The organism is Methylomonas sp. BW4-1 (assembly GCF_052474385.1).
In genome coordinates this window covers 3,583,040-3,605,748 of the sequence record NZ_CP184125.1, presented here as the reverse complement: position 1 = coordinate 3,605,748, position 22,709 = coordinate 3,583,040, and the positions used below count along the sequence as shown (strand labels likewise).

The 22,709-nt window shown below is 50.9% G+C and carries 22 protein-coding genes and 3 tRNA genes; 14 read left to right on the top strand and 11 right to left on the bottom strand.

Annotated elements, in window-relative coordinates; translation table 11 throughout:
* Positions 1–69 precede the first annotated feature (69 nt).
* Entirely contained in the window at positions 70–843 is a 774-nt protein-coding gene (locus ACH5Y9_RS16720; RefSeq protein WP_319960492.1) for a VWA domain-containing protein, read from the bottom strand.
* Positions 844–1,295: 452 nt separating this feature from the next.
* Between ACH5Y9_RS16720 and ACH5Y9_RS16715 the strand changes: the two genes are divergently transcribed.
* On the top strand, positions 1,296–5,222 hold the full coding sequence (locus tag ACH5Y9_RS16715; protein ID WP_445366901.1) for a DUF3683 domain-containing protein: 3,927 nt from the start codon (positions 1,296–1,298) through the stop codon (positions 5,220–5,222).
* Between the two features lie 144 nt (positions 5,223–5,366).
* On the opposite strand, the gene ACH5Y9_RS16710 is transcribed toward ACH5Y9_RS16715, so the two are convergent.
* From ACH5Y9_RS16710 to ACH5Y9_RS16685, 6 genes are all read right to left on the bottom strand, one after another.
* Positions 5,367–5,442: transfer RNA gene (locus ACH5Y9_RS16710), tRNA-Gly, on the bottom strand.
* Between the two features lie 12 nt (positions 5,443–5,454).
* Positions 5,455–5,528 (bottom strand) — tRNA-Cys (locus tag ACH5Y9_RS16705).
* Positions 5,529–5,576: 48 nt separating this feature from the next.
* Positions 5,577–5,652, bottom strand: a tRNA-Gly gene (locus ACH5Y9_RS16700).
* Between the two features lie 50 nt (positions 5,653–5,702).
* Positions 5,703–6,248, bottom strand: coding sequence for a hypothetical protein (locus ACH5Y9_RS16695; RefSeq protein WP_033157127.1), 546 nt, complete (start codon positions 6,246–6,248; stop codon positions 5,703–5,705).
* A 467-nt stretch (positions 6,249–6,715) separates the two neighbouring features.
* On the bottom strand, positions 6,716–7,318 hold the full coding sequence (locus tag ACH5Y9_RS16690) for a hypothetical protein (RefSeq protein ID WP_445366900.1): 603 nt from the start codon (positions 7,316–7,318) through the stop codon (positions 6,716–6,718).
* Between the two features lie 17 nt (positions 7,319–7,335).
* Positions 7,336–7,623 (bottom strand): hypothetical protein, encoded by a 288-nt coding sequence (locus ACH5Y9_RS16685; protein ID WP_445366899.1) that lies wholly within the window; start codon positions 7,621–7,623, stop codon positions 7,336–7,338.
* A gap of 64 nt (positions 7,624–7,687) precedes the next feature.
* On the opposite strand from ACH5Y9_RS16685, the gene ACH5Y9_RS16680 reads away from it, so the two are divergent.
* Entirely contained in the window at positions 7,688–8,785 is a 1,098-nt protein-coding gene (locus ACH5Y9_RS16680; protein WP_445366898.1) for an IS5 family transposase, read from the top strand.
* Between the two features lie 164 nt (positions 8,786–8,949).
* Here the strand turns inward: ACH5Y9_RS16680 and ACH5Y9_RS16675 are convergent, their stop codons facing one another.
* Together ACH5Y9_RS16675 and aqpZ are read right to left on the bottom strand one after the other, a co-directional pair.
* Positions 8,950–9,204, bottom strand: a complete 255-nt coding sequence (locus tag ACH5Y9_RS16675; RefSeq protein WP_445366897.1) for a hypothetical protein — start codon at positions 9,202–9,204, stop codon at positions 8,950–8,952.
* 177 nt (positions 9,205–9,381) lie between these two features.
* Positions 9,382–10,071 carry an aquaporin Z gene (gene aqpZ / locus ACH5Y9_RS16670; protein WP_445366896.1) on the bottom strand — a complete coding sequence of 230 codons (690 nt, stop codon included), beginning with the start codon at positions 10,069–10,071 and terminating at the stop codon, positions 9,382–9,384.
* A gap of 306 nt (positions 10,072–10,377) precedes the next feature.
* Here aqpZ and ACH5Y9_RS16665 point away from each other — a divergent pair, with 306 nt between their 5' ends.
* The 12 genes from ACH5Y9_RS16665 (at position 10,378) to ACH5Y9_RS16610 (ending at position 20,989) form a co-directional block, all read left to right on the top strand.
* Complete coding sequence (locus ACH5Y9_RS16665; protein ID WP_445366895.1) at positions 10,378–11,169, top strand: NAD(+)--dinitrogen-reductase ADP-D-ribosyltransferase; 792 nt, start codon at positions 10,378–10,380, stop codon at positions 11,167–11,169.
* On the top strand, positions 11,166–12,041 hold the full coding sequence (draG, locus tag ACH5Y9_RS16660) for an ADP-ribosyl-[dinitrogen reductase] hydrolase (RefSeq protein ID WP_445366894.1): 876 nt from the start codon (positions 11,166–11,168) through the stop codon (positions 12,039–12,041). The genes ACH5Y9_RS16665 and draG overlap by 4 nt, the downstream gene beginning before the upstream one ends.
* A gap of 206 nt (positions 12,042–12,247) precedes the next feature.
* On the top strand, positions 12,248–13,180 hold the full coding sequence (locus ACH5Y9_RS16655) for a hypothetical protein (protein WP_445366893.1): 933 nt from the start codon (positions 12,248–12,250) through the stop codon (positions 13,178–13,180).
* A gap of 177 nt (positions 13,181–13,357) precedes the next feature.
* Positions 13,358–13,591, top strand: a complete 234-nt coding sequence (acpP, locus tag ACH5Y9_RS16650) for an acyl carrier protein (protein WP_013820083.1) — start codon at positions 13,358–13,360, stop codon at positions 13,589–13,591.
* Positions 13,592–13,681: 90 nt separating this feature from the next.
* Complete coding sequence (gene fabF / locus ACH5Y9_RS16645) at positions 13,682–14,926, top strand: beta-ketoacyl-ACP synthase II (RefSeq protein ID WP_445366892.1); 1,245 nt, start codon at positions 13,682–13,684, stop codon at positions 14,924–14,926.
* A 25-nt stretch (positions 14,927–14,951) separates the two neighbouring features.
* Positions 14,952–15,773 (top strand): aminodeoxychorismate lyase, encoded by an 822-nt coding sequence (gene pabC, locus ACH5Y9_RS16640; protein WP_445366891.1) that lies wholly within the window; start codon positions 14,952–14,954, stop codon positions 15,771–15,773.
* A 2-nt stretch (positions 15,774–15,775) separates the two neighbouring features.
* Positions 15,776–16,765 (top strand): endolytic transglycosylase MltG, encoded by a 990-nt coding sequence (gene mltG, locus ACH5Y9_RS16635; protein ID WP_445366890.1) that lies wholly within the window; start codon positions 15,776–15,778, stop codon positions 16,763–16,765.
* Positions 16,762–17,388 carry a dTMP kinase gene (gene tmk, locus ACH5Y9_RS16630; RefSeq protein WP_445366889.1) on the top strand — a complete coding sequence of 209 codons (627 nt, stop codon included), beginning with the start codon at positions 16,762–16,764 and terminating at the stop codon, positions 17,386–17,388. The genes mltG and tmk overlap by 4 nt, the downstream gene beginning before the upstream one ends.
* On the top strand, positions 17,388–18,392 hold the full coding sequence (locus ACH5Y9_RS16625) for a DNA polymerase III subunit delta' (protein WP_445366888.1): 1,005 nt from the start codon (positions 17,388–17,390) through the stop codon (positions 18,390–18,392). The genes tmk and ACH5Y9_RS16625 overlap by 1 nt, the downstream gene beginning before the upstream one ends.
* A 4-nt stretch (positions 18,393–18,396) precedes the next feature.
* Positions 18,397–18,750 carry a PilZ domain-containing protein gene (locus tag ACH5Y9_RS16620; RefSeq protein ID WP_033157114.1) on the top strand — a complete coding sequence of 118 codons (354 nt, stop codon included), beginning with the start codon at positions 18,397–18,399 and terminating at the stop codon, positions 18,748–18,750.
* A gap of 54 nt (positions 18,751–18,804) precedes the next feature.
* The gene (locus ACH5Y9_RS16615) at positions 18,805–19,605 is read left to right on the top strand and encodes a TatD family hydrolase (RefSeq protein ID WP_445366887.1); all 801 of its coding nucleotides are present in this window, start codon (positions 18,805–18,807) and stop codon (positions 19,603–19,605) included.
* A gap of 250 nt (positions 19,606–19,855) precedes the next feature.
* Complete coding sequence (locus ACH5Y9_RS16610) at positions 19,856–20,989, top strand: methyltransferase (RefSeq protein ID WP_445366886.1); 1,134 nt, start codon at positions 19,856–19,858, stop codon at positions 20,987–20,989.
* A 1-nt stretch (position 20,990) separates the two neighbouring features.
* Here ACH5Y9_RS16610 and ACH5Y9_RS16605 read toward each other — a convergent pair whose 3' ends face one another.
* Both ACH5Y9_RS16605 and gloB read right to left on the bottom strand, forming a co-directional pair.
* Entirely contained in the window at positions 20,991–21,854 is an 864-nt protein-coding gene (locus ACH5Y9_RS16605; protein ID WP_171696422.1) for a glycosyltransferase family 2 protein, read from the bottom strand.
* An 85-nt stretch (positions 21,855–21,939) separates the two neighbouring features.
* Complete coding sequence (gloB, locus tag ACH5Y9_RS16600; RefSeq protein WP_445366885.1) at positions 21,940–22,707, bottom strand: hydroxyacylglutathione hydrolase; 768 nt, start codon at positions 22,705–22,707, stop codon at positions 21,940–21,942.
* Positions 22,708–22,709 lie beyond the last annotated feature (2 nt).

The window sequence follows — 22,709 nt, the reverse complement described above, 5'->3', positions numbered from 1 at the left end:
TCGCGGCTAAGCCTGCTAAAGCCGGTCTGTGACCGAGTTTAGCAGGATGAAAGCGCAGCTTAGTGTTGATTATGCAGCTTTACGGCGGCGAGACATGGCGATGCCAAACAAGCCCAGCCCGGTCAAGGCCAAGCTTGCTGGTTCGGGTACAGTATTATTTGGTTGGGTCACAACGCGAATTTTGTTTTCAATCGCGGCTGCGTAAGCAGTCGCGTTAGCAACGCCAATGTAAAAGCCTTGAGTTGGGAAATTGTAAGGTGAGGTTGTGTCGCAAGGACCCGGGTAGCAAATGCTGTTTTGCAGATAGGCAGTATCCACCCCGCTACCAATGCCTTCGATACTGATGTTATCCACGCCGGCAGCAATCAAATTATTGCGCGCGGTAATTGCGGTTGCTTCGTTGCTTGTGACTCCGTCTGTTGCAAAATTTACGTAAGAAAAATCGATATTCAAAGTAGACGCCGCCAGAGTGGTTCGCATGGTGTCGAATGCCGCTGTAAAGTTTGTGCCGCCACCACTATAACCTAGGTTGGCGATACTCGTGGCCAGTGATGTGCGGCTGGCCGCGTCTGTGACGAGGAAGTTTTGAATGTCCGCGGTCGCAGAGCTGCTAAATGTCACGACAGAGATTTCATAGTTGCTGTTCAGCGGAATCAAATTATTAACAGCGTTGGATAATCCAGCTTTGATGATATTCCAGTTTGATGAGCCAATGCTGCCTGATTCGTCGAGAATAAAGCCAAGTTGGATGGTGCCGGCATTGGCTGAGCTGGACGCAAATGCGCTTAGTGCGAAGGTAGCCGCCATTGACGCAGCCAAAGTGAGTTTGCGGATTTTTCTCATGTGATCTCCAAAAAGTGTTCCATTCAAGTTAACTCCCCAGCAGTTCGGAGCGTTTTTACCTGGCAAAGCGTTTTCGTTGGACGAGTCCCGATTGCTAGGTAGTGTCTCTTAGTTGGGGGAAAGCAATTCATAAAAAGCAAGTATTGGGCCACCTTATTATTTTCAATAATTTGCACTTGAACGGATTGTTCGACGTATTTTTTTTGTAAAAAAAATCGACACTATTTTAGGGGGCGGACTATCGATTGGTTTTAGATTTCAAGACCGGAAGTTCGATGGTTTTCAATTTGTTGTTTTGAAATAAATAAAAGACTTGCCGTGCCGGTTGCAAGGCAAATTAGTAAATTGGCAAACAGGTGGTTTTTTTGATGATCGGTGGCCTCCTGGTGCAGGTGGATATTTAAGGGGTTGGCGCGGATGACATGCTAAAATTCGGCGCATTATGACTTCCTATGCGCCGATTGCCAGTGGCTTCTCAATTATTCCCAGTATCCGATGATGCAACGCCCGCGCGACTGCGGGAAATTCCTTATAACTACACCTCGTTTTCTGATCGTGAAATCGTCATACGTCTGCTCGGCGAAGACATGTGGTGGGTGCTTGAGTCGTTACGCGGTGAGAGAATTACCGGGCGCTCCGCGCGGATGTTGTATGAAGTATTGGGCGACATTTGGGCGGTACAGCGTAACCCTTATCTCGAAGACGATTTGCTCGATAATGCCAAGCGGCGGCGCGCCTTGCTGCAAGCCTTGCGGCATCGTTTGGGGCAGATGGAGGGTCGGCAAGCCGAACTGGAGAATCAGCACACCGGGCGGGCCGGGCGGGTGGGGCAATTGATTGCTGCGGCCCATCAGGCGGTGAATGAATTCGAAGCCCATTTCGAACGTACCGCGCAACTGCGCCGTAGCGTGTTGACGCTGCTGTCGCAATATACCCGCAAAGACAATATCAGCTTCGATGGTTTCGCGCGGGTTAGCCACGTGACCGATGCCACCGACTGGCGGGTGGAATATCCGTTTGTCGTGCTGTATCCCACATCGGAAGATGAAGTCGGGCATTTGGTGCGCGGCTGTATCGAGCTGGGCTTGACTATCATCCCTCGCGGCGGTGGCACGGGTTACACCGGTGGTGCGGTGCCGCTCAATGCTTATTCGGCGGTGATCAATACCGAAAAGCTGTTGGTGATGGGGGCGGTAGAGCGGCATACGCTATTACCGGGCGTGGAGTGTTCGTATGCGACGATTTACACCGGCGCCGGCGTCGTCACCCGGCGGGTGATGGAAACCGCCGAACAGGCCGGTTTGGTATTTGCCTGTGATCCGACCTCCGCGGATGCGTCCTGCATCGGCGGCAATATCGCGATGAACGCCGGCGGTAAGAAAGCCGTGCTATGGGGAACCGCGTTGGACAATCTGGCCTCCTGGCGGATGGTGACGCCGGACGGCAATTGGTTGGAAGTCGAGCGGCTGAATCACAATCTGGGTAAGATCCACGAACAAGATAAAGCCAGTTTTTTGTTAAAGCGTTTCGATGCCGGTGGCAAGCAATTGCTGGGCGAAGAAACCCTGGAAATTTCCGGCAGTTTTTTCCGCAAGACCGGCCTGGGTAAGGATGTGACCGACAAGTTTCTCGGCGGTTTGCCCGGTATTCAAAAAGAGGGTTGTGACGGCATTATCACCTCCGCACGCTGGATTCTGCATGAAATGCCACCGGTTAGCCGCACGTTTTGCCTGGAATTCTTCGGGCAGGTGCGCGAGGCGGTGCCTTCTATCGTCGAAATTCGCGATTACCTGGCGGATTTGCCGAAAGAGGGCGATAGTCGAGTGATGCTGGCTGGTTTGGAGCATCTGGACGAGCGCTACGTCAAAGCAGTCGGCTATGCTACTAAAGCCAAGCGCCACGGCCGGCCGAAAATGGTGCTGATCGGCGACATTGTTGGCGACGATGAAAACCAAGTCGCGATGGCGGCGTCCGAAGTAGTGCGCATATGTAATGCGCGCGGTGCCGAGGGCTTTATCGCCGTGAACCCGGAAACCCGCAAGAAATTCTGGCTGGATCGCGGCCGCACCGCAGCGATTGCCCGGCATACCAATGCCTTCAAAATCAACGAAGACGTGGTGATTCCGCTGCCGCGCATGGGCGATTATTGCGACGGCATCGAGCGCATCAACATCGAATTGTCACTGAATAATAAATTGCGCTTATGCAGTGCCTTAATTGAACTGCTGGGCGGCGACTTGCCGCTTAGAGCCTACGAAGAAGGCGTGAATAAAGCCGAATTGTTGGACGAGCGTCGGGCCTTGGCGTTGGATGCGGTAGACACGGTAAAGCAGCGCTGGCAATGGATTTACGATAATTTGGATTTGCCGTTGGCCGAAGCCGAAAAAGCCTTCGTGTCACAAGGTATCCAGGCCGGCGAACTGAGCAATCGTGCCGTCGAGCCGATTTTGTTTCATCGCTTGCAGGATTATTCGTTACGGGTGTCGTGGAAGCAGGAATTGCTACCACGCTTGCGGGAAATTTTCGAAGGCGATAATTTCCGGCCCATCGTCGAGCGCATCGAGGCTTTGCATAAAGAAATTCTGCGCGGTCGCGTATTCGTGGCTCTGCACATGCACGCCGGTGACGGCAACGTGCATACCAATCTGCCGGTCAACTCCGATCATTACGAAATGCTGCAAGAAGCCAATGCTGCAGTGGCGCGGATTATGGCCCTGGCGCGTTCATTGGGCGGGGCGATTTCCGGCGAACATGGCATCGGCATTACCAAATACGAATTCTTGACCGAGGACGAGTTGGCGGATTTTCATGCGTATAAAAACCGCATCGATCCAGAAGGCCGTTTTAATCGCGGCAAGTTGATGCCGGGTGCCGATTTGCGTTCGGCTTATACCACGTCGTTTAGTTTGATGGGTTTTGAGTCCTTAATCATGCAGCAAAGCGATATTGGCGCGATTTCCGATTCTGTGAAAGACTGTTTGCGCTGCGGCAAGTGTAAACCGGTCTGCGCCACGCACGTGCCGCCGGCCAATTTGTTGTATTCGCCGCGCAATAAGATTTTGGCGACTTCATTATTGATCGAAGCGTTTTTGTACGAAGAACAAACCCGGCGCGGGATTTCGATTACGCATTGGAAAGAGTTTGAGGATGTTGCCGACCATTGCACGGTCTGCCACAAATGCTTCAATCCATGTCCGGTGGACATCGATTTCGGCGATGTGTCGATGAATATGCGCAATTTGCTGCGCAAGATGGGCAAGCAAAGTTTCAATCCGGCCAAGACCATGGCGATTGCTTTTCTGACCGCGTCCAGCCCGAACACGGTCAAGGCGATGCGCACGGCGATGATTGATTGGACCTACAAGGCGCAACGCATCGGCAATACGCTGTTAAAACCTTGGAGCAAAGCGCAGATCGCGCAGCCGCCGGCCACGGTCGGCAAGCCGCCGATGCGCGAGCAGGTAATTCACTTCATGAATCGGAAAATGCCTGGCGATTTACCGACCAAAACCGCGCGGGCGTTGCTGGATATCGAAGACGGGCAGATTGTGCCGATCATTCGTGACCATGCCAAAACCCGCACCGATTCCGAGGCGGTGTTTTATTTCCCCGGCTGTGGTTCCGAGCGTTTGTTCTCGCAAGTCGGATTGGCGACTCAGGCGATGTTGTACGAGATTGGTGTGCAAACTGTGCTGCCGCCCGGTTATTTGTGCTGCGGCTATCCGCAGCGTGCCGGCGGGCAGTTTGATAAGGCGCAGAAAATTACCACTGATAACCGGGTGTTGTTCCACCGGGTAGCCAATACCTTGAATTATCTGGATATTAAGACCGTGGTGGTCAGCTGCGGTACTTGCCAGGATCAATTGCAGGATTACGAATTCGAGAAAATTTTCCCCGGTTGCCGCCTGATCGATATTCACGAATATCTGCTGGAAAAAGGTGTGCGGCTGGAAGGGGTGAATGGTGCGCGTTATCTATATCATGACCCGTGTCATAGCCCGTTCAAGCAGCAAGATCCGATCAAAGTGGTCAATCAGTTGATCGGTGCGCCGGTTGCGAAATCAGAGCGCTGTTGCGGCGAGTCGGGCACTTTGGCGGTGGCGCGGCCGGATATTTCCACGCAGATTCGTTTTCGTAAGGCGGAAGAATTGCAGAAAGATACGGCTAAATTACGCTCAGACGGTTACGACGGCGCGGTGAAGATGTTGACCTCTTGTCCCTCGTGCATGCAAGGTTTACAGCGGTTCGAAGACGAAGTCGAGCAAATGGAAGTCGATTACATCGTCGTGGAAATCGCCAAGCATATATTGGGTGAAAACTGGATGACCGGGTATTTGGATCAGGTCACCAAGGGCGGTATTGAGCGGGTTTTGGTGTGAGTTAAAGAATTGGTTAGCCGGCGATTCTTCAGCCGGCTTTGCCATTTGTACGTCGTAAAATCTGGCTTTTACACCAGTCCACAAGCTGTGGTTTGCTTATCTTCAGGCAATAAAAAGCCGCGATAAATCGCGGCTTTTTAAATTTGGAGCGGGAAACGAGACTCGAACTCGCGACCCCGACCTTGGCAAGGTCGTGCTCTACCAACTGAGCTATTCCCGCAAAATATAGTAATGGAGGCTGCGACCGGAATCGAACCGGTATATACGGCTTTGCAGGCCGCTGCATAACCATTTTGCTACGCAGCCTTTATAAGGACAATAAAAAAGCCGCGATTTGCCGCGGCTTTTCAAATTTGGAGCGGGAAACGAGACTCGAACTCGCGACCCCGACCTTGGCAAGGTCGTGCTCTACCAACTGAGCTATTCCCGCTTGGCTTACTATCCTGCGTATTATAAAAAGATATTTTTTTGTGTCAACAGTTATTGCAGGTTTATTGCCGAAGTCCAGGCTTTTCGGCCTTGGCATTCGCCGGATTCAGTGATCTCAACTTCCGCCCACAGAACATTTTTGTCGGTGGTGTCAGCTTGAGATTGAATCAGTTTTACAGGAGTGTTAAGCGGCATGTGTTTGCAAGCGCCGTCGCGGTCATTTTCTTCGGTATCATCGTAAGCGGCCATGGAGCCGGGAACGGAGACCAATCTTACAGTTGCATTTGGATCATAAGTGTTGGGGCTTTTCAACACGTAGTTCTGACCGGGAACCATGGCTTTGGCTTGGTGAACAGGCAATTTGGCATCGGAGCCACCACCAAAAATCAAGGCGACCAAGACCAGCGCCGCAGCGCCCACGCCGCCAAAAAATACTTTAGGATTGGATTCTTTCAGTGCCAACAGGTTAGCGACAATATTTCCGGCCGCATCTTTTGCCGCTACGGCGGAATCAGCGGCTGAACTTGTTTCCGGTTGCTTAGGCTCTTCAGCTTGATTTTGGGCTTCAGTCTCGTTGTTGTTTTCGTCAAGGCTCATGCGATGTTTCCTCTTAAGCTAGTTATTATTATGGTTAAGTGGTTAAAGTTACCACGCCGTTCGAACATTTCAAGCATTCATTTTTTTAGTCATTGGGTCGTATCTTAAGGGGAACTGTAGCAAAAATGAACAGGCTGGGATAAAAAAGCTAATTGGATCGCTGCTTTGTTGTCTTTACATGGGGTTGGTCGATGTGATTGTCCTGTTCGGAGTTACCGGTTTATATCTGGATTCTTTGACAGTGCTTGTTGTGGTACTCGGGGTTGTGATGATAGGAGTCAGATCTTTTTTGGTCCGATCATGAATGCGATTTTTGCTTTGACTTGTTTTTTTGGAGGCTATCTCGATGGTGTGTTTTTTGACTAATCGGGAGTTGGCTAAGGTTGTGGAGGCGGAAGAGTACGCTGGACTGGTTAATCTATCAATCTTGGAGGAAAACTGGCTTTCCTCCAAATCAATCTGCGGTCCTATTTCGATACCCAAGTTTCACCTTTTGCTTCTTCAATGCTTTTTCTAAAAAGGCTCAAAATATATTGTTTGTAAGTGTCGTTTTTCCAATCCACATCCATCGTTGATACCGCGCTTATCCATACATCCTTATTTGGCCTGTTGTAAAACCAATAGAATTCATTATCAAAGATCATGTTTTTAATCTTCTTTGGATAGATTTTAATTCGCTGAAGAATTTTGGCATCCTGTTCCGGAGAGTTATAAAAATACAAGGATATAATGCCGCCATAGCAAGTAAAATTTGCCAGGTTTTCATCTTTGGAAAGACAGGCTTTTTCAATAATATTCAGTGTTGTTTCTAAGACATGAGAGGAGGAAATGGATTGGAGTGTTTTTTTTCCTTCCATAACCTCGTTATAAGCTTTCAAACATTGCGTGTCATTATATTGAATGCATCTATTTAAAATGTCTAATGTTTTAGGAAAGTCCAGGCCAAATTTGGCGAGATATATTTGCTCAAAGGATTTTGGTAAAAGAAGTTCAAGATTTTTTTGTTCGGTATTTACAGCATCGCAGCTGAAGCTAAGTATTAAAAGCAGCGCGAAAATGATGGTTTTCACAAGGACTGTTATATACATTATTTGTATTCCGTCCAGTCGGGATTACCGAGTGAAGTGGGTGTTTTTTCAATCCGTTCCATTATATTTGTTATGTTAGATGGAGTATCGACAACGCCAAAATCGATTTTATTTTTTGCCCCCGCGCTAGCTACGCCGAAAACTCCATTCCAGGTTTTTGCGAAGCCTTCGGTATAGCATCCATAAAATTTTGAAACCTGCTTGGGTTTTTTGATGAACTTCTTAACTAGAGCGCTATTTTTTAAAATATCTGCTTTATCAGGCTGGTGAAAAACTCGAAAAGCCAAGTAAGCTAAGGCATAGATGAGCGGCCAACTGTTAAAATAGGCTACCTAAATTTGGAGCCTTTCAATGCGCGGACACGATGCCATTCAAAACAGCTGGTTCAGCTATGTTAGCCTGGAAGACCGTATTCCCAAACAGCATCCGTTGCGTCGTTTACGGCTACTGGTTGATGGCGTATTGGCCTCTATGGATGCCGTCTTTGCCGAGCGTTACTCGCACACAGGCCGTCCCTCGATGGCCCCTGAAAAACTGCTGCGCGCCTTGCTGTTACAAGTCCTGTATACGGTCCGTAGCGAGCGTCAGTTGATGGAACAACTGGACTACAACCTGTTGTTTCGCTGGTTTGTCGGTCTGGGCATCGACGACGCCGTGTGGGAACGCACAGTGTTCAGTGCCAACCGCGAACGCCTGCTGTCCGAAGCCCTGAGTCGCGAATTTTTTGAGCGGGTACTGGCCATAGCCGAATGGCAAAATCTGGTGTCCGACGAACACTTCAGCGTCGACGGTAGCCTCATTGAAGCCTGGGCCTCGCACAAAAGCTTCGTCAAAAAAGATGGTAGTGGTCCCGATAAACCCGCCGGCCGCAATCCCGAGATCGACTTCAGTGGCGAAAAGCGCAGCAACGCCACCCATCAAAGTACAACCGATCCCGAAGCCCGGCTTTACAAGAAAGGCGAATACACCGAGGCCAAACTGCGTTACATCACCCATGCCTTGTCCGAGAATCGCAACGGCCTGATTGTCGATGTCGAAACCACTCAAGCCACCGGCACCGCCGAAATCGAAGCCGCGCAAAAAATGATCAAACGCCGCGTGCCCCAAGGTGGCAGCGTCGGTGCCGACAAAGGCTATGACCAACCGGCGTTCGTCAACGGACTCGAGTCCCGTGATATCAAAGCCCATGTGGCCCGCAAAAAGATTGGCAGTGCCGTCGACGGCCGCACCGCGCGCGGCAAAGGTTACGCCCAAAGTCTCAAGCGCCGCAAAATCGTCGAAGAAGCCTTTGGCTGGGTCAAAACGGTCGGCGGCCTGCGCAAAACCCGTCACATCGGCTTAGCCAAAGTCGCGGGTCAGGCCTTGTTTTGCTTTGCCGCCTACAACCTGACGCGCATGCTCAACCTATTGGTGTTCACGCCGAAACCGGCGTGGAGTGCACCCGCCTAGGGTGAAGTTCGCCTGAAAACCGTCCACAGACGGCTTCAGGCGAATAAAAAGCCCTTGAAACCGGGGCAAAACGCTTGAAACTCGATGTCATGACCGATTTCAACTCGAAAAAATCACGAACATCGTGGGTAAGGGGAAATATCGGCGGGTTTTTCACCAGCCTGTTAAAGCGCCACAGAAACGCATTGAAAGCTTTTCTTGTCCTTGCTCTCGTCGCTTAGCAGTACGATCTGGTTTTCATTATTTGGAAAAAAGAACGCGGCTTGGATATTCAGCTCTTCGAGATCGGCGGGATTTTGCGTCAGATGGTCGAACACGCTTAGTTCGTTGTCTTCGCCGTCCGCAACGATGAAGTAACGGTCATTTAGGGCTATTGCGCCGGATACATTTGATCGGCCTTTGTAGGTTTTTGTATCCATATCAGAATTGCTGGCGAAATGTTGATTTCAAGATAGGTGGCCGGCCGGCGATGCCTGAATTAATCCGGCCCTAATATTGTCGCTGACGCGCAGCAGGTAGCCCTGTTGCCAAAATGGATTCCCGCTTTCGCGGGAATGACGAAGGCTTGCTGAACTGCGCTGAACTAAGCTCGGGGGTTACTCGTCTGGCCTGCCGATAAAGCGATAAATCAATGCGCCCAAAACCGCGCCAATAATCGGCGCCAGCCAGAACAGCCAAAGTTGTGCCAAGGCCCAATCGCCGACATAAACCGCCACGCCTAGGCTGCGAGCCGGATTGACCGAGGTGTTGGTGACCGGAATGCTGATTAAGTGAATCAAGGTTAATCCCAAGCCAATCGCGATAGGCGCCAGGCCGGCAGGGGCGCGGGCGTCGGTGGCGCCGAGGATGATCAGTAAAAACATCATCGTCATGACCACTTCGGTAATCAACGCGGAGAGTAGGGAGTAGCCGCCCGGCGAATGTTCGCCGTAACCGTTGGAGGCAAAGCCGGCGGACACATCGAAGCCGGCCTTGCCGCTGGCGATTAAATACAACACGCCGCCGGCCGCAATCGCGCCGAGCACTTGCGAAACGATGTAAGGCAACAATTGATTGGCCGGAAAGCGGCCGCCCATCCACAAGCCAACCGATACCGCCGGATTGAGGTGGCAGCCGGAAATATGGCCGATGGCATAGGCCATGGTCAGTACTGTCAAACCGAACGCCAGCGAAACGCCGAGCAAGCCGATGCCCACATTCGGAAATGCGGCGGCTAATACCGCACTACCGCAGCCACCAAGAACCAACCAAAATGTCCCGAAGGACTCGGCTACATACTTTTTCATATGACTCTCCTGTGTGTTGTTATTGTTTTGCCTGTTATTGATCGCTTGTTTTTTGTTTAATAATCAATTGGCTAGCGCACTGTATTCTCTGTCTTTGTGTGATGTCAATCACAAAAAACGGCTAGGTTCTTGCTTGAAGCTTGCTATTTCCAGCTAGCTAGCCGGTTGCGCGGAATCGAGAGTGTTTTGTGGTACCGGGAATTCCGGAAGAATAGTTCGGGAAAGTTTATTTCGTATGGCTAATTTCCCTATTCGATGTGAGAATTAGGGCTTATCAGTGTCCGACATTCTTCTCAGTTAGCCCCCATGCCCGATATTTCCCAGCACGGCCACAGTACCAATTTGATCGGCATGGCGACGGCGTGTTTGGCCAGTCACCTATTTAACGAATACCCCAAGCCCTTGCATATCGCCGGAACCCGAGAATCCGCGCCCGGACTGTTTGAGCAGTTGGCCGGACAAGCCTCGTTGGCGGATTGCGGGCGGATATTTCAAGACTACATGTGCGTGGTATTCGGCTTCGAAACCGAGCAGCGTTTACGCGACGATGCCGACGGCCGGCGGCGTTACCGCAACAGCTATCTGCGCCTGATTCAAGATTGGGGTCTGGATTCCAATAACGCTCAAGGTGCGGTACTGAAGGGTTGGGTGGAAAGCCGCTTTGGCCTGTTCCCCAATTACCATAAACAACAAATCAGCAGTTTCATGAGTAAGGACTGGGTAACTTACATCGAAGAAAAGATGAACAGCCGCTACCACAATAATTGCATCTACATGCAGTTGGATTTGTTATATGAGTTTTGCCAGTGGGTGATCGAGCGCTTTCAGGTGCCGGCTGCAACCCACAAAACCCTTTATCGAGGGGTCAATGCCTTGGGCGATTGGAGCCGCGAGCACAAGATTGTGCATTTCAACAGCATTGTGTCGTTTACCGACCGCTACAGTATCGCCAGCGAATTTGGCGGCTATGTTTTGGAGGTTGAGGTGCCGATGGTGAAGCTGGTGTTTTTTAACGATTTGTTGCCACACCACGCCTTGCGCGGCGAGGCCGAATATTTGGTGATTGGCGGCGATTATCGAGTGAAGGTGTTGCGATGAATGAGCAATTAATGGATCGGGCCCTGGGTGCTTACCTGGGTTTTGCTTGTGGTGACGCGCTGGGTGCGACGGTGGAATTCATGTCGCCGAAGCAAATTCAGAGTCGTTACGGCGTGCATACCGAAATGATAGGCGGCGGCTGGCTGGGTTTGGAGCCGGGGCAGGTGACAGACGATACGCAAATGTCGCTGGCCTTGGGGCGGGCTATCATTGAGCATCAAGGTTGGAATTTGAAGTCTGTGGCCGACAATTTTCTCGCCTGGTTGGAAAGCGATCCGCCGGATGTGGGCAATACTTGCCGACGCGGCCTCGTGCGGTATCGTGATGAAGGTGTATTGATGGGGTTGCCGCGTGAAGATGACGCCGGTAACGGCGCCTGTATGCGTAATTTGCCGGTGGTGTTGGCGACGCTAAATCGGCCGGATGATTTCGAATTATGGAGTCTGGAGCAGAGCCGCATCACCCACCATAATCCATTGTCCGACGCTGCTACGCTGGCATTGGGTCGAATGACTAACCGGTTGATTCATGGACAACCTGTTGAAGCCTGTTTACTGGAGGTCAAACGCTTGATCAACCAATACAGCGAATTTGCCTACCACCCTTATCCGAGTAAAGCCTCGGCCTACATCGTCGATACCACACAGACGGTGCTGAATTATTTCTTCAATACCGATAATTTCGAATCCTGCCTGATTGCTACCGTGAATCAGGGCGGCGATGCGGATACGACGGGGGCCTTGGCCGGGATGTTGGCAGGGGCCAAATATGGATTGGCGCAGATTCCGGGACGGTGGTTGGGCCAATTGGATAGCCGGGTGGGTGCAGAAATACGCGGGCAGGTAGCGGCACTTATCAAGATGAATAACTGATAAGCACGCCGGCGGTTTTTGTGTCATTAGATATGCAGATGGCTTGTCGTTAACCAAGTTAGTAAGGTTATGTCGATAGTAAGCTGATTTCCGGTCCAGGCCGACGATTGTTGTCGGCTCAGAACAAGCTGGTTGGGTACGTTATTTCCTGATTCGCCGCAATCGGCCTAGAATAGCCGGCTCATATCTACTGTCATTGGTCATCGATGAAAGATAAATCGTTTACTTTCGAACAAATTCATATCGAAGTCGCCCGCAATGCATCTGACGATTTCAACTTGTTTCACGACAAGCATAAATGGCTGCAGGTCACGCACAATCCGTTTAAAGGCCCGATTGTGCTGGGCTTTCAGTTAAATACTTTGATCGAATATCAGATGCGCTTATACCGGGAGGCGCATCACGAAGACCAGATTATCGCCGACAATCAGCTGCGTTTTAGTAATTATCAGATCATCTTTGTTAATGCCTTGCGGCCGCGGCAAGAGATGACGCTGGATATTAAAAAGACCTTGATTGCGACAATACCCGAGCTGACTTTGACCAATCGCATCGCGATCAAGTCGCAAGGCAAAACCATTTTGCTGGGGTATAAAAAAGAAACCAAACAGCCTTTGTTTTTAGCGGATACCGATTTAAGCGGCCTGCCGGATTTGAATGCCCTATGCGATAAAACCGTGGTGCCCGGCACCGCGTTTTTTTTAAAGCGCAAGTGGATGAATAACGGCAACGTCAAGAACTTTTTGTCCGGCTCGTTTGCGGAACAGTCCGATTATTTCGACGAGTTGTTGCAGGTGGCGCAGTATCCGGAAGTGTTTCCCTGCAGTTTGACGTCCGGCGCGTTGCTGGAGAAGGCGCAGTTGGAAAACCACGACTTCAAACGCAATCCGATGGTATACACCTCTCACGACATTTCAGTGGATCGCGTGCATCTGGCGACTTTGAAAAACAACGACAAGCTGCATATTCTGGTCAAGCAACTGCCGGAGTCCCCGGATAAAACCCTGAATCACACCAGTATCATGCTGCGTACCTACGAATGTTTTGGCGTGTTGGAGAACAAAGCGGTTTTGTTCCGGATCAAACTGAATTTGGTGCCTTTGGAAGAAATTATTAAAAATTTGAGCGGGAAAACATAGCCTCAGGCCGCGAATCGCCTAGTCGCGGGCGAATGTTGTGAATTTTTTGGAACATAAAGTATAATCCGCGCTGTCGTTAGGCAAGGCCAGTGACGAGATTGCAAATTCAATTAATACAACACTAAAGATAAGGTAAGTGCTCGCAGTCAGGCATTTGCATTGTTCGAGGAAAAAAATATGAGTAATATCGAAGAACGAGTAAAAAAGATTGTCGCAGAACAATTAGGCGTAAAAGAAGAAATCGCGAACGATGCGTCTTTTGTTGACGATCTTGGTGCTGATTCTTTAGACACAGTTGAACTCGTCATGGCTCTGGAAGAAGAATTCGAATGCGAAATTCCAGACGAAGAAGCTGAAAAAATCACCACAGTCCAATTGGCTATCGATTACATCAACGCCAATCTGCAGTAAGTTGTTTCCAAAAGTTAGTGGGTGCTTGCCATCCACTAGCCGGTTTATCTCCCTTCTCTGGTTGTCTTCTTTTTTTACCGGTAGTTTACTGTGAGCACACGTCGAGTTGTTATAACGGGCTTAGGCGCCATTACGCCGTTAGCCAATAATGTTGCCGATACCTGGGATGGCATTGTCAACGGGAAGAGCGGCATTAGTCCGATCAATTCATTTGACATATCCCCTTTTGCAACGACGTTCGGCGGTGTCATCAGAAATTTCAATATCGGCGACTATATTGCCGAGAAGGATGCCAAACGCATGGACGGTTTCGTGCATTACGGCATTGCGGCAGGCTGCCAGGCGATTGAGGATTCCGGTTTTGAAGTCACCGAAGAAAATGCGGAACGGATCGGTGTGGCTATCGGCGCCGGCATCGGCGGCATTACCGGTATTGAAGAATGCTATGCCACCTACGTGGCCGGCGGACCAAGACGGATTTCGCCTTTCTTTGTGCCGGGCAACATCATTAATATGATTTCCGGTAATCTGTCGATCAAATATGGTTTGAAAGGCCCCAACTTTGCCATCGTCACCGCCTGTTCGACGGGTACGCATAATATTGGCGACGCTGCGCGCCTGATCAAATACGGCGATGCCGATGTGATGGTGGCCGGCGGTGCAGAGCGCTGCACGACCTCGCCGACCGCGATGGGTGGATTTGCTTCGGCAAAAGCCTTGTCGCGCCGTAATGACAGCCCTACGACTGCTAGCCGACCCTGGGACCGCGACCGTGACGGTTTTGTACTCAGCGACGGCGCAGGCGTAGTGGTCCTGGAAGAACTGGAGCATGCCAAGGCGCGCGGGGCGAAAATTTACGCGGAGCTGGTTGGCTACGGCATGAGTGGCGACGCATACCATATTACTTCGCCGTCTGAAGGTGGCGAAGGCGCTGCGCGCTGCATGCGCAACGCGATGCGTGACGCTAAAGTTAATCCTGAAGACGTGCACTACATTAATGCCCACGGCACCTCGACGCCGGCTGGGGATATTGGTGAAACGCATGCCATGAAGTTGGCGCTAGGCGATCACGCTTACAAATTGGCCGTTAGTTCCACCAAGTCGATGATCGGTCATTTGTTGGGTGCTGCCGGGGGTATCGAAGCAGTATTGACGGCCCTGGCTATTCAGCATCAAATCGCGCCACCCACCATCAATTTGGAAAATCCGGATCCCGAGTGCGATCTGGATTACGTTCCGAATATCGCCAGAAACATGCACATCGACGTCGCTATTTCCAACTCGTTTGGCTTTGGCGGTACCAATGGCTCTCTGGTTTTCAAACGTTACCAATAAGCGCTTCCGCTTCCGCAGTGTCTCTATGTTTTTATTAAACGGCGAGCACAGACACTGTGTCGATGTTTCTGATCGAGGTTTTCAATACGGCGACGGTCTGTTTGAAACCATCGAAGTCTTGCAGGGCAAGCCGCTGTTTTTTGACCGGCACCTAAAACGCTTGGCCGAAGGCTGTCGGCGATTGCTGATCCCGATGCCGGATAGCGCCTTGCTCGATGCTGAAGCCCGGCAATTGAGCAAATCCAGCGAGCGGGCCGTGTTGAAGTTGATCGTGACGCGAGGCAGCGGTGGTCGCGGTTACCGGCAGCCAGAGCAAGTTATCCCTACCAGGCTGTTCAGCCTGCATCCTTACCCCGATTATCCCCTGCAATTTCAAACAGACGGCATCGCCGCGCGTTTTTGCGAACAGCGTTTGTCTTTGAATTCTAGCTTGGCCGGTATCAAACACATGAATCGACTCGAGCAGGTTTTAGCCAGAGCGGAATGGCAAGATGATTCAATTCAAGAGGGTTTGATGTTGGATACTCAAGACCGGGTCGTGGAAGGCACGATGAGTAATCTATTCATCGTCAAGTCAGGCAGTTTATACACGCCGCCGTTAGGGCAATGCGGCGTTGCGGGTATTGTGCGAGAGTTGATTATGGCGTTCGCGCAGTGCAGCAAGCTACCGTTGTTTGAGCAAGCAATCGATCAAACTGCCGTTTTGCACGCTGACGAGCTATTTGTCAGCAACTCGGTAATCGGTATCTGGCCGATTAAACGGCTGGAAGCGCAAGTTTTTAGTGTCGGCGCCATCACCCGGGGCTTGCAAGACTTGCTCAACGCAGCCCGCATGGCAGAGGTATAGAAGTGTTTAGAAGCATTATCGCATTTACATTACTGATGGTATTGGGCTTGGTGTCGGTTTGGGCCGGCATGCACTATCAACTGATTCTAAAAAAGCCGGTCGTCATGACCGAAACCGTGATTGAAATTAAAAAAGGCGATACGCTGGAATCGGTGGTGAAAAATCTGCGTGCGCAGCAGGTGACGGTGAATCGCTTGTGGTTTCGGTTGTTTGCCTATCGGAAAAATCTCGACCATTTGTTGAAGGTGGGTGAGTATGTGTTAGCGAAAGGTTCTACCGCCGCCGACATTCTGCAACAATTGACCGATGGTAAAACCCGCAAGTATTCGATTACGTTTCCAGAGGGTTGGTCCTTCAAGCAAATGTTCAATACCATCAAAAACAACCCCAACCTGCAACACACGCTGACCGATAACCAATTGGAAGACCTAATGGCGCAAATCGGCTCGGATAAGAATCATCCGGAGGGTTTGTTTTTTCCCGACACCTATTTCTTTGAAAAAAATACCTCGGATGTCGATTTGCTGAAACGCGCGCATGATCGCATGCAAGCGGTGTTGAACGAAGAATGGCAAAAACGCGACGACGGCGTGCCCTTGGAAAACCCTTACGAGGCGTTGATTTTGGCGTCTATTGTCGAAAAAGAGACAGGCGCTGGCGAAGAGCGCAGAAAGATCGCCGGGGTATTTGCCCGGCGTTTAAAGAAAGGCATGTTGTTGCAAACCGATCCTACCGTCATTTATGGCATGGGCGACGATTACCATGGCGATATCCGGCATAAAGATTTGCGCGAACCCACGCCCTACAACACCTATATTATCGAAGGCCTGCCGCCTACACCGATTGCGATGCCGGGCAAGCAGGCGATTGTAGCCGCTTTGCATCCGGATAATAGTGATGCTTTGTTCTTTGTCGCCCGCGGAAATGGCCGCCATGCGTTTTCTTCGACCTTGGCTGAACACGAAAAATACGTCGATCAATATCAACGATGACTTACGGTCGATTTATTACGCTGGAAGGTGGTGAAGGCGTTGGCAAGTCCACCAATTTGCAATTTATCAAACAGCTGCTGGAAGAACGAGGCGTCCGGTTCGTGCTGACCCGCGAGCCGGGTGGTACCGGCATTGCCGAAAAGATTCGCGGGATTTTGTTGGAACGGCAAGCGGAAAGTTTGACCGAGCAAGCCGAGTTGTTGTTGGTGTTCGCGGCTCGCGCTCAACATATTCAACAAGTGATCTTGCCGGCGTTGCAGCAAGGGCAGTGGGTGGTGTGCGACCGTTTCACTGACGCTACTTATGCGTACCAGGGCGGAGGCCGCCATATGGATCTACACACCATAGCCTGGCTGGAAAACACCGTGCAGGGCACGCTTCGGCCGGATTTGACCTTTGTCTTCGATGCGCCGATAGAAATCGGTATGCAGCGCGCCAAGCATCGGGGCGAACTGGACCGGTTTGAAACCGAACAGTTAGCGTTTTTCGACCGAGTCCGGCAAGCATATTTACAACGTGCCGCGACGGATTTCCGTCGTTACAAAATTATCGATGCCAGTTTGCCGCTCAGCGAGGTGCAACAACAGTTGCGTGTTGAGTTGGCCGGCTTGTGGGCGGATTGATGTCTACCCAAATGCAGGTTTATCCCTGGCAACAGGATAATTGGCGGCAGCTGCGCGGTTATATCGAGCAACAACGCATCCCGCAAGCCTTGCTGTTTTCCGGCGCGGCAGGGCAAGGCAAACGGCATTTGGCCGGATATTACGCTCGAACCCTGTTGTGCCATGCGCCGCTAGCTGATGCGAGTGCCTGCGGTCATTGCGTTGCTTGTAAATTATTCGATGCACAAACCCATCCCGATTTTCTGACGATAGAGCCCGACGAACCCGGCAAGGCCATCGGTATCGATAAAATCAGACAGTTAATCGTCAAGCTGGCTTTGAAACCGCAGTACGACGATGCCTATCGCGTGGTGATTATTCAGCCGGCCGATGCCTTGAATACGGCTTCAGCGAATGCGTTTTTGAAGTGCCTGGAAGAGCCGACCGAACGCACTTGTTTATTGTTGATCAGCGAGCAACCGAGTCGCTTGCCGGCGACGATTCGCAGTCGTTGCCAGAAAATCGATTGCGTAACCCCCGCTCACGAACTGGCAATGACTTGGTTGCGGCAGCAGCGCAGTGTCGGAGAGCAGGCCGATCTGCTCTTAACTCTGGCCCAAGGCTCGCCGCTATTGGCCCAGCAATACGCCGAGCTTAATATGATTCAGCTCCGGCAGCAGTATTTCGACGCTTGGTGGCAAGTGGCGAACGGCAAGGAGAATCTGTTAACCGTCGCCGAGCTTTGGCAAAAGCAGGAAAAGATTGATTTGGCCGTGGTGTTACGCTGGATGGCAAGCTGGGTTGCTGACATTGTTAAATGTGCTTACCGGGCGGAATCGCCGGCGCTTGCCAATCCGGATCTGAAAAATGCCTTGCAAGCCCTTGCCGAGCGGCTAGAATTGAAACGCCTCTATCGGTTTTACGATAATGTGCTTACCACCAAGTCGCAATTGAACACGCAACTTAATAAACAATTGATGGTCGAGCAGCTATTGATTAGCTGGTCGCAACTGAATAGACACTAAGCGTATGGCAGAATCAGCAGCACCCAGACAAGGTATCCTGTCCTTATCGATCAAGGATAAAAACGCGCTGTATGCGGCGTACATGCCCTTCGTGAAAAATGGCGGCTTGTTCATCCCGACCAAACGCGAATACGAGATGGGTGAGGAAGTGTTCATGTTGCTGAATTTAATGGACGAAACTGAACGCTTGCCGATTGCCGGTAAAATTATCTGGAAAACGCCGTCCGGCGCGGAAGGCTATCGCGCCGCCGGTATTGGCGTGCAATTCAGCGATCAGGATGGCGGCGCTGCGCGCAATAAAATCGAAACCTATCTGGCCGGTGCGCTGGAATCCGATCGTTCCACGCATACAATGTAAACCCCTCTGCCGGCGGTAGTGTTGTCTCGCTGGTTTTAACTTTTCGCAATTCTCATGTTCATCGATTCCCACTGCCACCTCGACCGTATTGACTTGGCACCTTACGCTAACGATTTCAATAACTTTGTCGATGCGGCGCGGGCCGCCAAGATTCGACATATGCTGTGTATTGCCATCGATATGGAAGCCTATCCGGCTATGCTGGAGCAAGTCATGCCGTATTCGGATATTTCCTTGTCGGTGGGCGTGCATCCGAATGTTCATGATGGGCGTGAACCCACGCTGGACGACTTGCTGCAGTTGGCCGATAACGAAAAAGTGATCGCCATTGGTGAGACGGGGCTGGACTATTTTCGTAGCGAGGGCGATTTGGAATGGCAGTTTCAACGGTTTCGCACCCATATCGCCGCCGCCAAGACACTCAACAAGCCTTTAATTATCCATACTCGCGAGGCTGGGCAGGATTCCTTAGATGTGTTGCGGCAAGAACGCGCGGACCAAGTGGGCGGGATTATCCACTGTTTTACCGAGGATTGGGCTTATGCGGAAAAAGCATTGGATTTGAATTTTTATATCTCTTTTTCGGGCATCGTGACCTTCAAGAACGCGGAAGCCATCAAAGATGTGGCGCGTAAAATACCAGCCGACCGTTTTCTGATTGAAACCGACTCACCGTATCTGGCACCGGTCCCGTATCGCGGTAAACCGAATTATCCGACCTATGTCCGCTATGTGGCGGAACATATTGCGGATTTGCGCGGAACCTCTGTCGAAGCCATTGCCGAGCAATCGACCGAGAACTTTTATCGCCTGTTTGCCGGCTCTTCGGCCGATAAGCTACGTCGGGCTAGCTAAAAAAAACGACCGGGTCCATGTTGCGATGGACCGGCCGTTCGGAGAGGTGGGGTATAACTCTCATTCCCCATAGGGGCGCATACAAGAGTTGCTTGCAGTTTACTGAAGCGACACTGTCCTGAAAATGTGGCATTTTGCCGCGTGGCAAATTGTCGCTGCCCTGGTGGTTAACATAATTCCTTGAAATGCCGTCATGACATCAATCTACCTTTTATGCCCAGGGGTATAGCAACTTTATTTTTCTCGGAATATGGATCTGGAATTAGCTAGTCCGCTAGGAATTTTTCAACTCCAGCGCTTACCCTTTCGCAAAAATGAACTGCTACGGGCTTGGGATGCTGCTGACGAATATCTGTTAAATCACCTGGCTGCCGCAGGCATTGCCGAGCATGGCAGTATCGTTATCCTCAATGACAGCTTCGGTGCGTTGGCAGTTTCGCTCAGCGCTTACCGGCCAACCGCTATGTCCGATTCCTGGCTTTCGCAGCAGGCGACACGTATTAATCTGGCATTGAATCGCATAGACCACGAGCGAGTGCGCTTGTTGGATAGCTTGTCGCTACCGGAAGCGGACATTGATTACCTACTGATTAAAATCCCCAAGACCATGGCTTTGCTGGAATATCAATTGCATAGGCTTAAACCGTTGTTGAAGGCTGATTGTCGGGTAATCGCTGCCGGTATGGTAAAGACCTTGCCGCCAAACGCCTGGAAATTGCTGGAGCGCTTGGTCGGGCCCACGCAACCTTCCTTGGCGGTAAAAAAAGCCCGGCTGATTTTTGCCCAGGTGGACCCAAATCTGCAACTGCCGGAAAACCCTTATCCCACGCGCTATCAGTTGGAGAATAGCGATCTTTCGGTCTGCAATCACGCCAACGTATTTTCTCGCGATAGCCTAGACATAGGCACTCGTTTTTTATTGGAGCATCTGCCGCAAAATCCCGAATATTACGATTTTATCGATTTGGGTTGCGGTAATGGGATTGTCGGCGTGATGCTGGCAAAGCAGAACCAGAACGCGCGAATTGGGTTTGTCGACGAATCGTTTATGGCTATCGCCTCGGCCAAAGAAAATTTTGCGGCGGCTTTTGCCGATAGTCGGCAGGCCGATTTTTTAGTTGCCGACTGTTTGAGCGATTACCCGGAGAACAGTGCAGACTGCATAGTCTGTAACCCGCCGTTCCATCAACAGCACACCATAGGCGATCATATTGCCTGGCAGATGTTCCGGCAGGCACATAAGGTCTTGCGTAAGGGCGGTGAGTTGCGGGTAATCGGTAATCGCCATTTGAACTATCATCTGGCGCTGAAGAAATTATTCGGCAATTGCCGACAAGTGGCGGCTAATGCCAAGTTCGTGATTTTCAGCAGCGAGAAGGTTTGAGCTATTCGATATTTTTATAATGTAAGGATGAAATCTGTTCGGAAACGATGCCGATCAGAAAGATAAACAAGGACGACAAAAACAGTACCGCGCTCATATTGGTAAATCGGTTTTCGGTAAAATAAGTGTAGCCGTAATAGCCGGCGCCCAAGCTAAATACTATGCTGCTGATGGGTAAAAACAGCCGCATGGGTGAGAACAGCACCCCAATCCGTAAGATAATAATAAAAAATCGAAAACCGTCATGCATCAGCCGGATATGGCTTTTGCCGCTGCGTTTGCCGGCGTGGATAGGAATGTAGGCTACCGGGAAGCCGGAACGAAAAAACGCCATTGTGCTGGTGGTCGGATAAGAAAAACCGTTGGGTAAGAGGTAAAGAAATTTGCGGAATTTGTTGGCTCGGGCCGCACGAAATCCGGACGTAAGATCTTCTATTTTGTGCCCAGTCATCACTGATGCCAGCTTATTGTAGAACTTATTCGCCAGACGTCGGAATAATGAGGCATGGCTACCGGCGTTTCGGGCACCGACCACCATATCGTAGCCGTCGTTCAGTTTGTTAAGCAACGCCGGAATGTCGCCGGGGTCGTGTTGGCCATCGGCATCCATAAACACCAAAATATCGTTTTTTGCATGTCTGGCTCCGGTTTTGATAGCCGCGCCGTTGCCCATGCTGTAAGGGTGATCAATCACTGTGACACCGGCCGCGCGAGCGATGGCGGCAGTATCGTCCGTCGAGCCATCGTTTATCAGCAGAATCTCCGCATCAGGGTACAGCAGATGTAACATCGGTAAAAAGGACGGCAGATTTCTAGACTCGTTTTTCGCGGGGATTACGATGCTGATCGAGGGGATGTTATTCATGAAAATCCAAAGGTTGGCAAGGAAACATGCCGAAATGAGGACAACAGTCTAGCAGAATTAAAGGGTATCGACAGCTGGGGTCGATTTATCGAAACTGGTCTTTCAATAGGCGTAATTGCCTGAAAACCGCCAAGTCGGATTGGTCTGTCATGCCGATATTCCTGCGAATACCGAGGTCGTGCGCCCTAAAAAAAGGGTTGGTCGCCAATTCCAGGCCTATAGTCGAAGGAAGGGTGGGGCGGTTTTGTTGACGAAGTTCGGCGACTTGATCAATTCGCTGTCGCAATTGCGGATTGTCCGGATCAACCGACAACGCAAAGCGGCCATTCGCGGCGGTATATTCGTGGGCGCAGTAGATGCGGGTTTCGGCCGGCAAGGCTTTCAGTTTTTCCAACGAATGCCACATCTGTTCGGCGCTGCCTTCGAACAACCGACCGCAGCCTAGCGAAAACAAAGTGTCGCCGCAAAACAAAGCCTGGCTATCGGCGCTGTAATAAACGATATGCCCTACGGTATGGCCGGGTGTGTCGATGACCTGAAAGCACTGATTGCCGAGTTTTACTACATCCCCGTCGCCGAGCAGGATGTCAATGCCGGGGATACGCGCCTGGTCGGCTGCTGAGCCAACGATCTTGCAGCCGGTTTGCTGCTTGAGTTGTGAATTGGCGCCTATATGGTCGCTGTGATGATGGGTATTAAAAATGTAATCAAGTTGCCAGCCTTGTTGCTGAAGTGCATCCAGCACCGGCTCGGGAACAGCTGGATCGACCACAGCTGTTTTGCCGCTGTTTGATTCGTGCAGCAGGTAAATATAATTATCGGTTAGGGCTGGGACGATAAGAATACTCAACATGG

Coding starts and splice junctions, on each gene's coding strand:
- ACH5Y9_RS16605 (WP_171696422.1), bottom strand. CDS start 21,854: ATGAATAACATCCCCTCGATCAGCATCGTAATCCCCGCGAAAAACGAG.
- ACH5Y9_RS16625 (WP_445366888.1), top strand. CDS start 17,388: ATGTCTACCCAAATGCAGGTTTATCCCTGGCAACAGGATAATTGGCGG.
- ACH5Y9_RS16680 (WP_445366898.1), top strand. CDS start 7,688: ATGCGCGGACACGATGCCATTCAAAACAGCTGGTTCAGCTATGTTAGC.
- ACH5Y9_RS16715 (WP_445366901.1), top strand. CDS start 1,296: ATGCGCCGATTGCCAGTGGCTTCTCAATTATTCCCAGTATCCGATGAT.
- pabC (WP_445366891.1), top strand. CDS start 14,952: ATGTTTTTATTAAACGGCGAGCACAGACACTGTGTCGATGTTTCTGAT.
- ACH5Y9_RS16665 (WP_445366895.1), top strand. CDS start 10,378: ATGCCCGATATTTCCCAGCACGGCCACAGTACCAATTTGATCGGCATG.
- aqpZ (WP_445366896.1), bottom strand. CDS start 10,071: ATGAAAAAGTATGTAGCCGAGTCCTTCGGGACATTTTGGTTGGTTCTT.
- ACH5Y9_RS16655 (WP_445366893.1), top strand. CDS start 12,248: ATGAAAGATAAATCGTTTACTTTCGAACAAATTCATATCGAAGTCGCC.
- ACH5Y9_RS16610 (WP_445366886.1), top strand. CDS start 19,856: ATGGATCTGGAATTAGCTAGTCCGCTAGGAATTTTTCAACTCCAGCGC.
- ACH5Y9_RS16695 (WP_033157127.1), bottom strand. CDS start 6,248: ATGAGCCTTGACGAAAACAACAACGAGACTGAAGCCCAAAATCAAGCT.
- ACH5Y9_RS16720 (WP_319960492.1), bottom strand. CDS start 843: ATGAGAAAAATCCGCAAACTCACTTTGGCTGCGTCAATGGCGGCTACC.
- gloB (WP_445366885.1), bottom strand. CDS start 22,707: ATGTTGAGTATTCTTATCGTCCCAGCCCTAACCGATAATTATATTTAC.
- ACH5Y9_RS16620 (WP_033157114.1), top strand. CDS start 18,397: ATGGCAGAATCAGCAGCACCCAGACAAGGTATCCTGTCCTTATCGATC.
- acpP (WP_013820083.1), top strand. CDS start 13,358: ATGAGTAATATCGAAGAACGAGTAAAAAAGATTGTCGCAGAACAATTA.
- draG (WP_445366894.1), top strand. CDS start 11,166: ATGAATGAGCAATTAATGGATCGGGCCCTGGGTGCTTACCTGGGTTTT.
- tmk (WP_445366889.1), top strand. CDS start 16,762: ATGACTTACGGTCGATTTATTACGCTGGAAGGTGGTGAAGGCGTTGGC.
- ACH5Y9_RS16615 (WP_445366887.1), top strand. CDS start 18,805: ATGTTCATCGATTCCCACTGCCACCTCGACCGTATTGACTTGGCACCT.
- ACH5Y9_RS16675 (WP_445366897.1), bottom strand. CDS start 9,204: ATGGATACAAAAACCTACAAAGGCCGATCAAATGTATCCGGCGCAATA.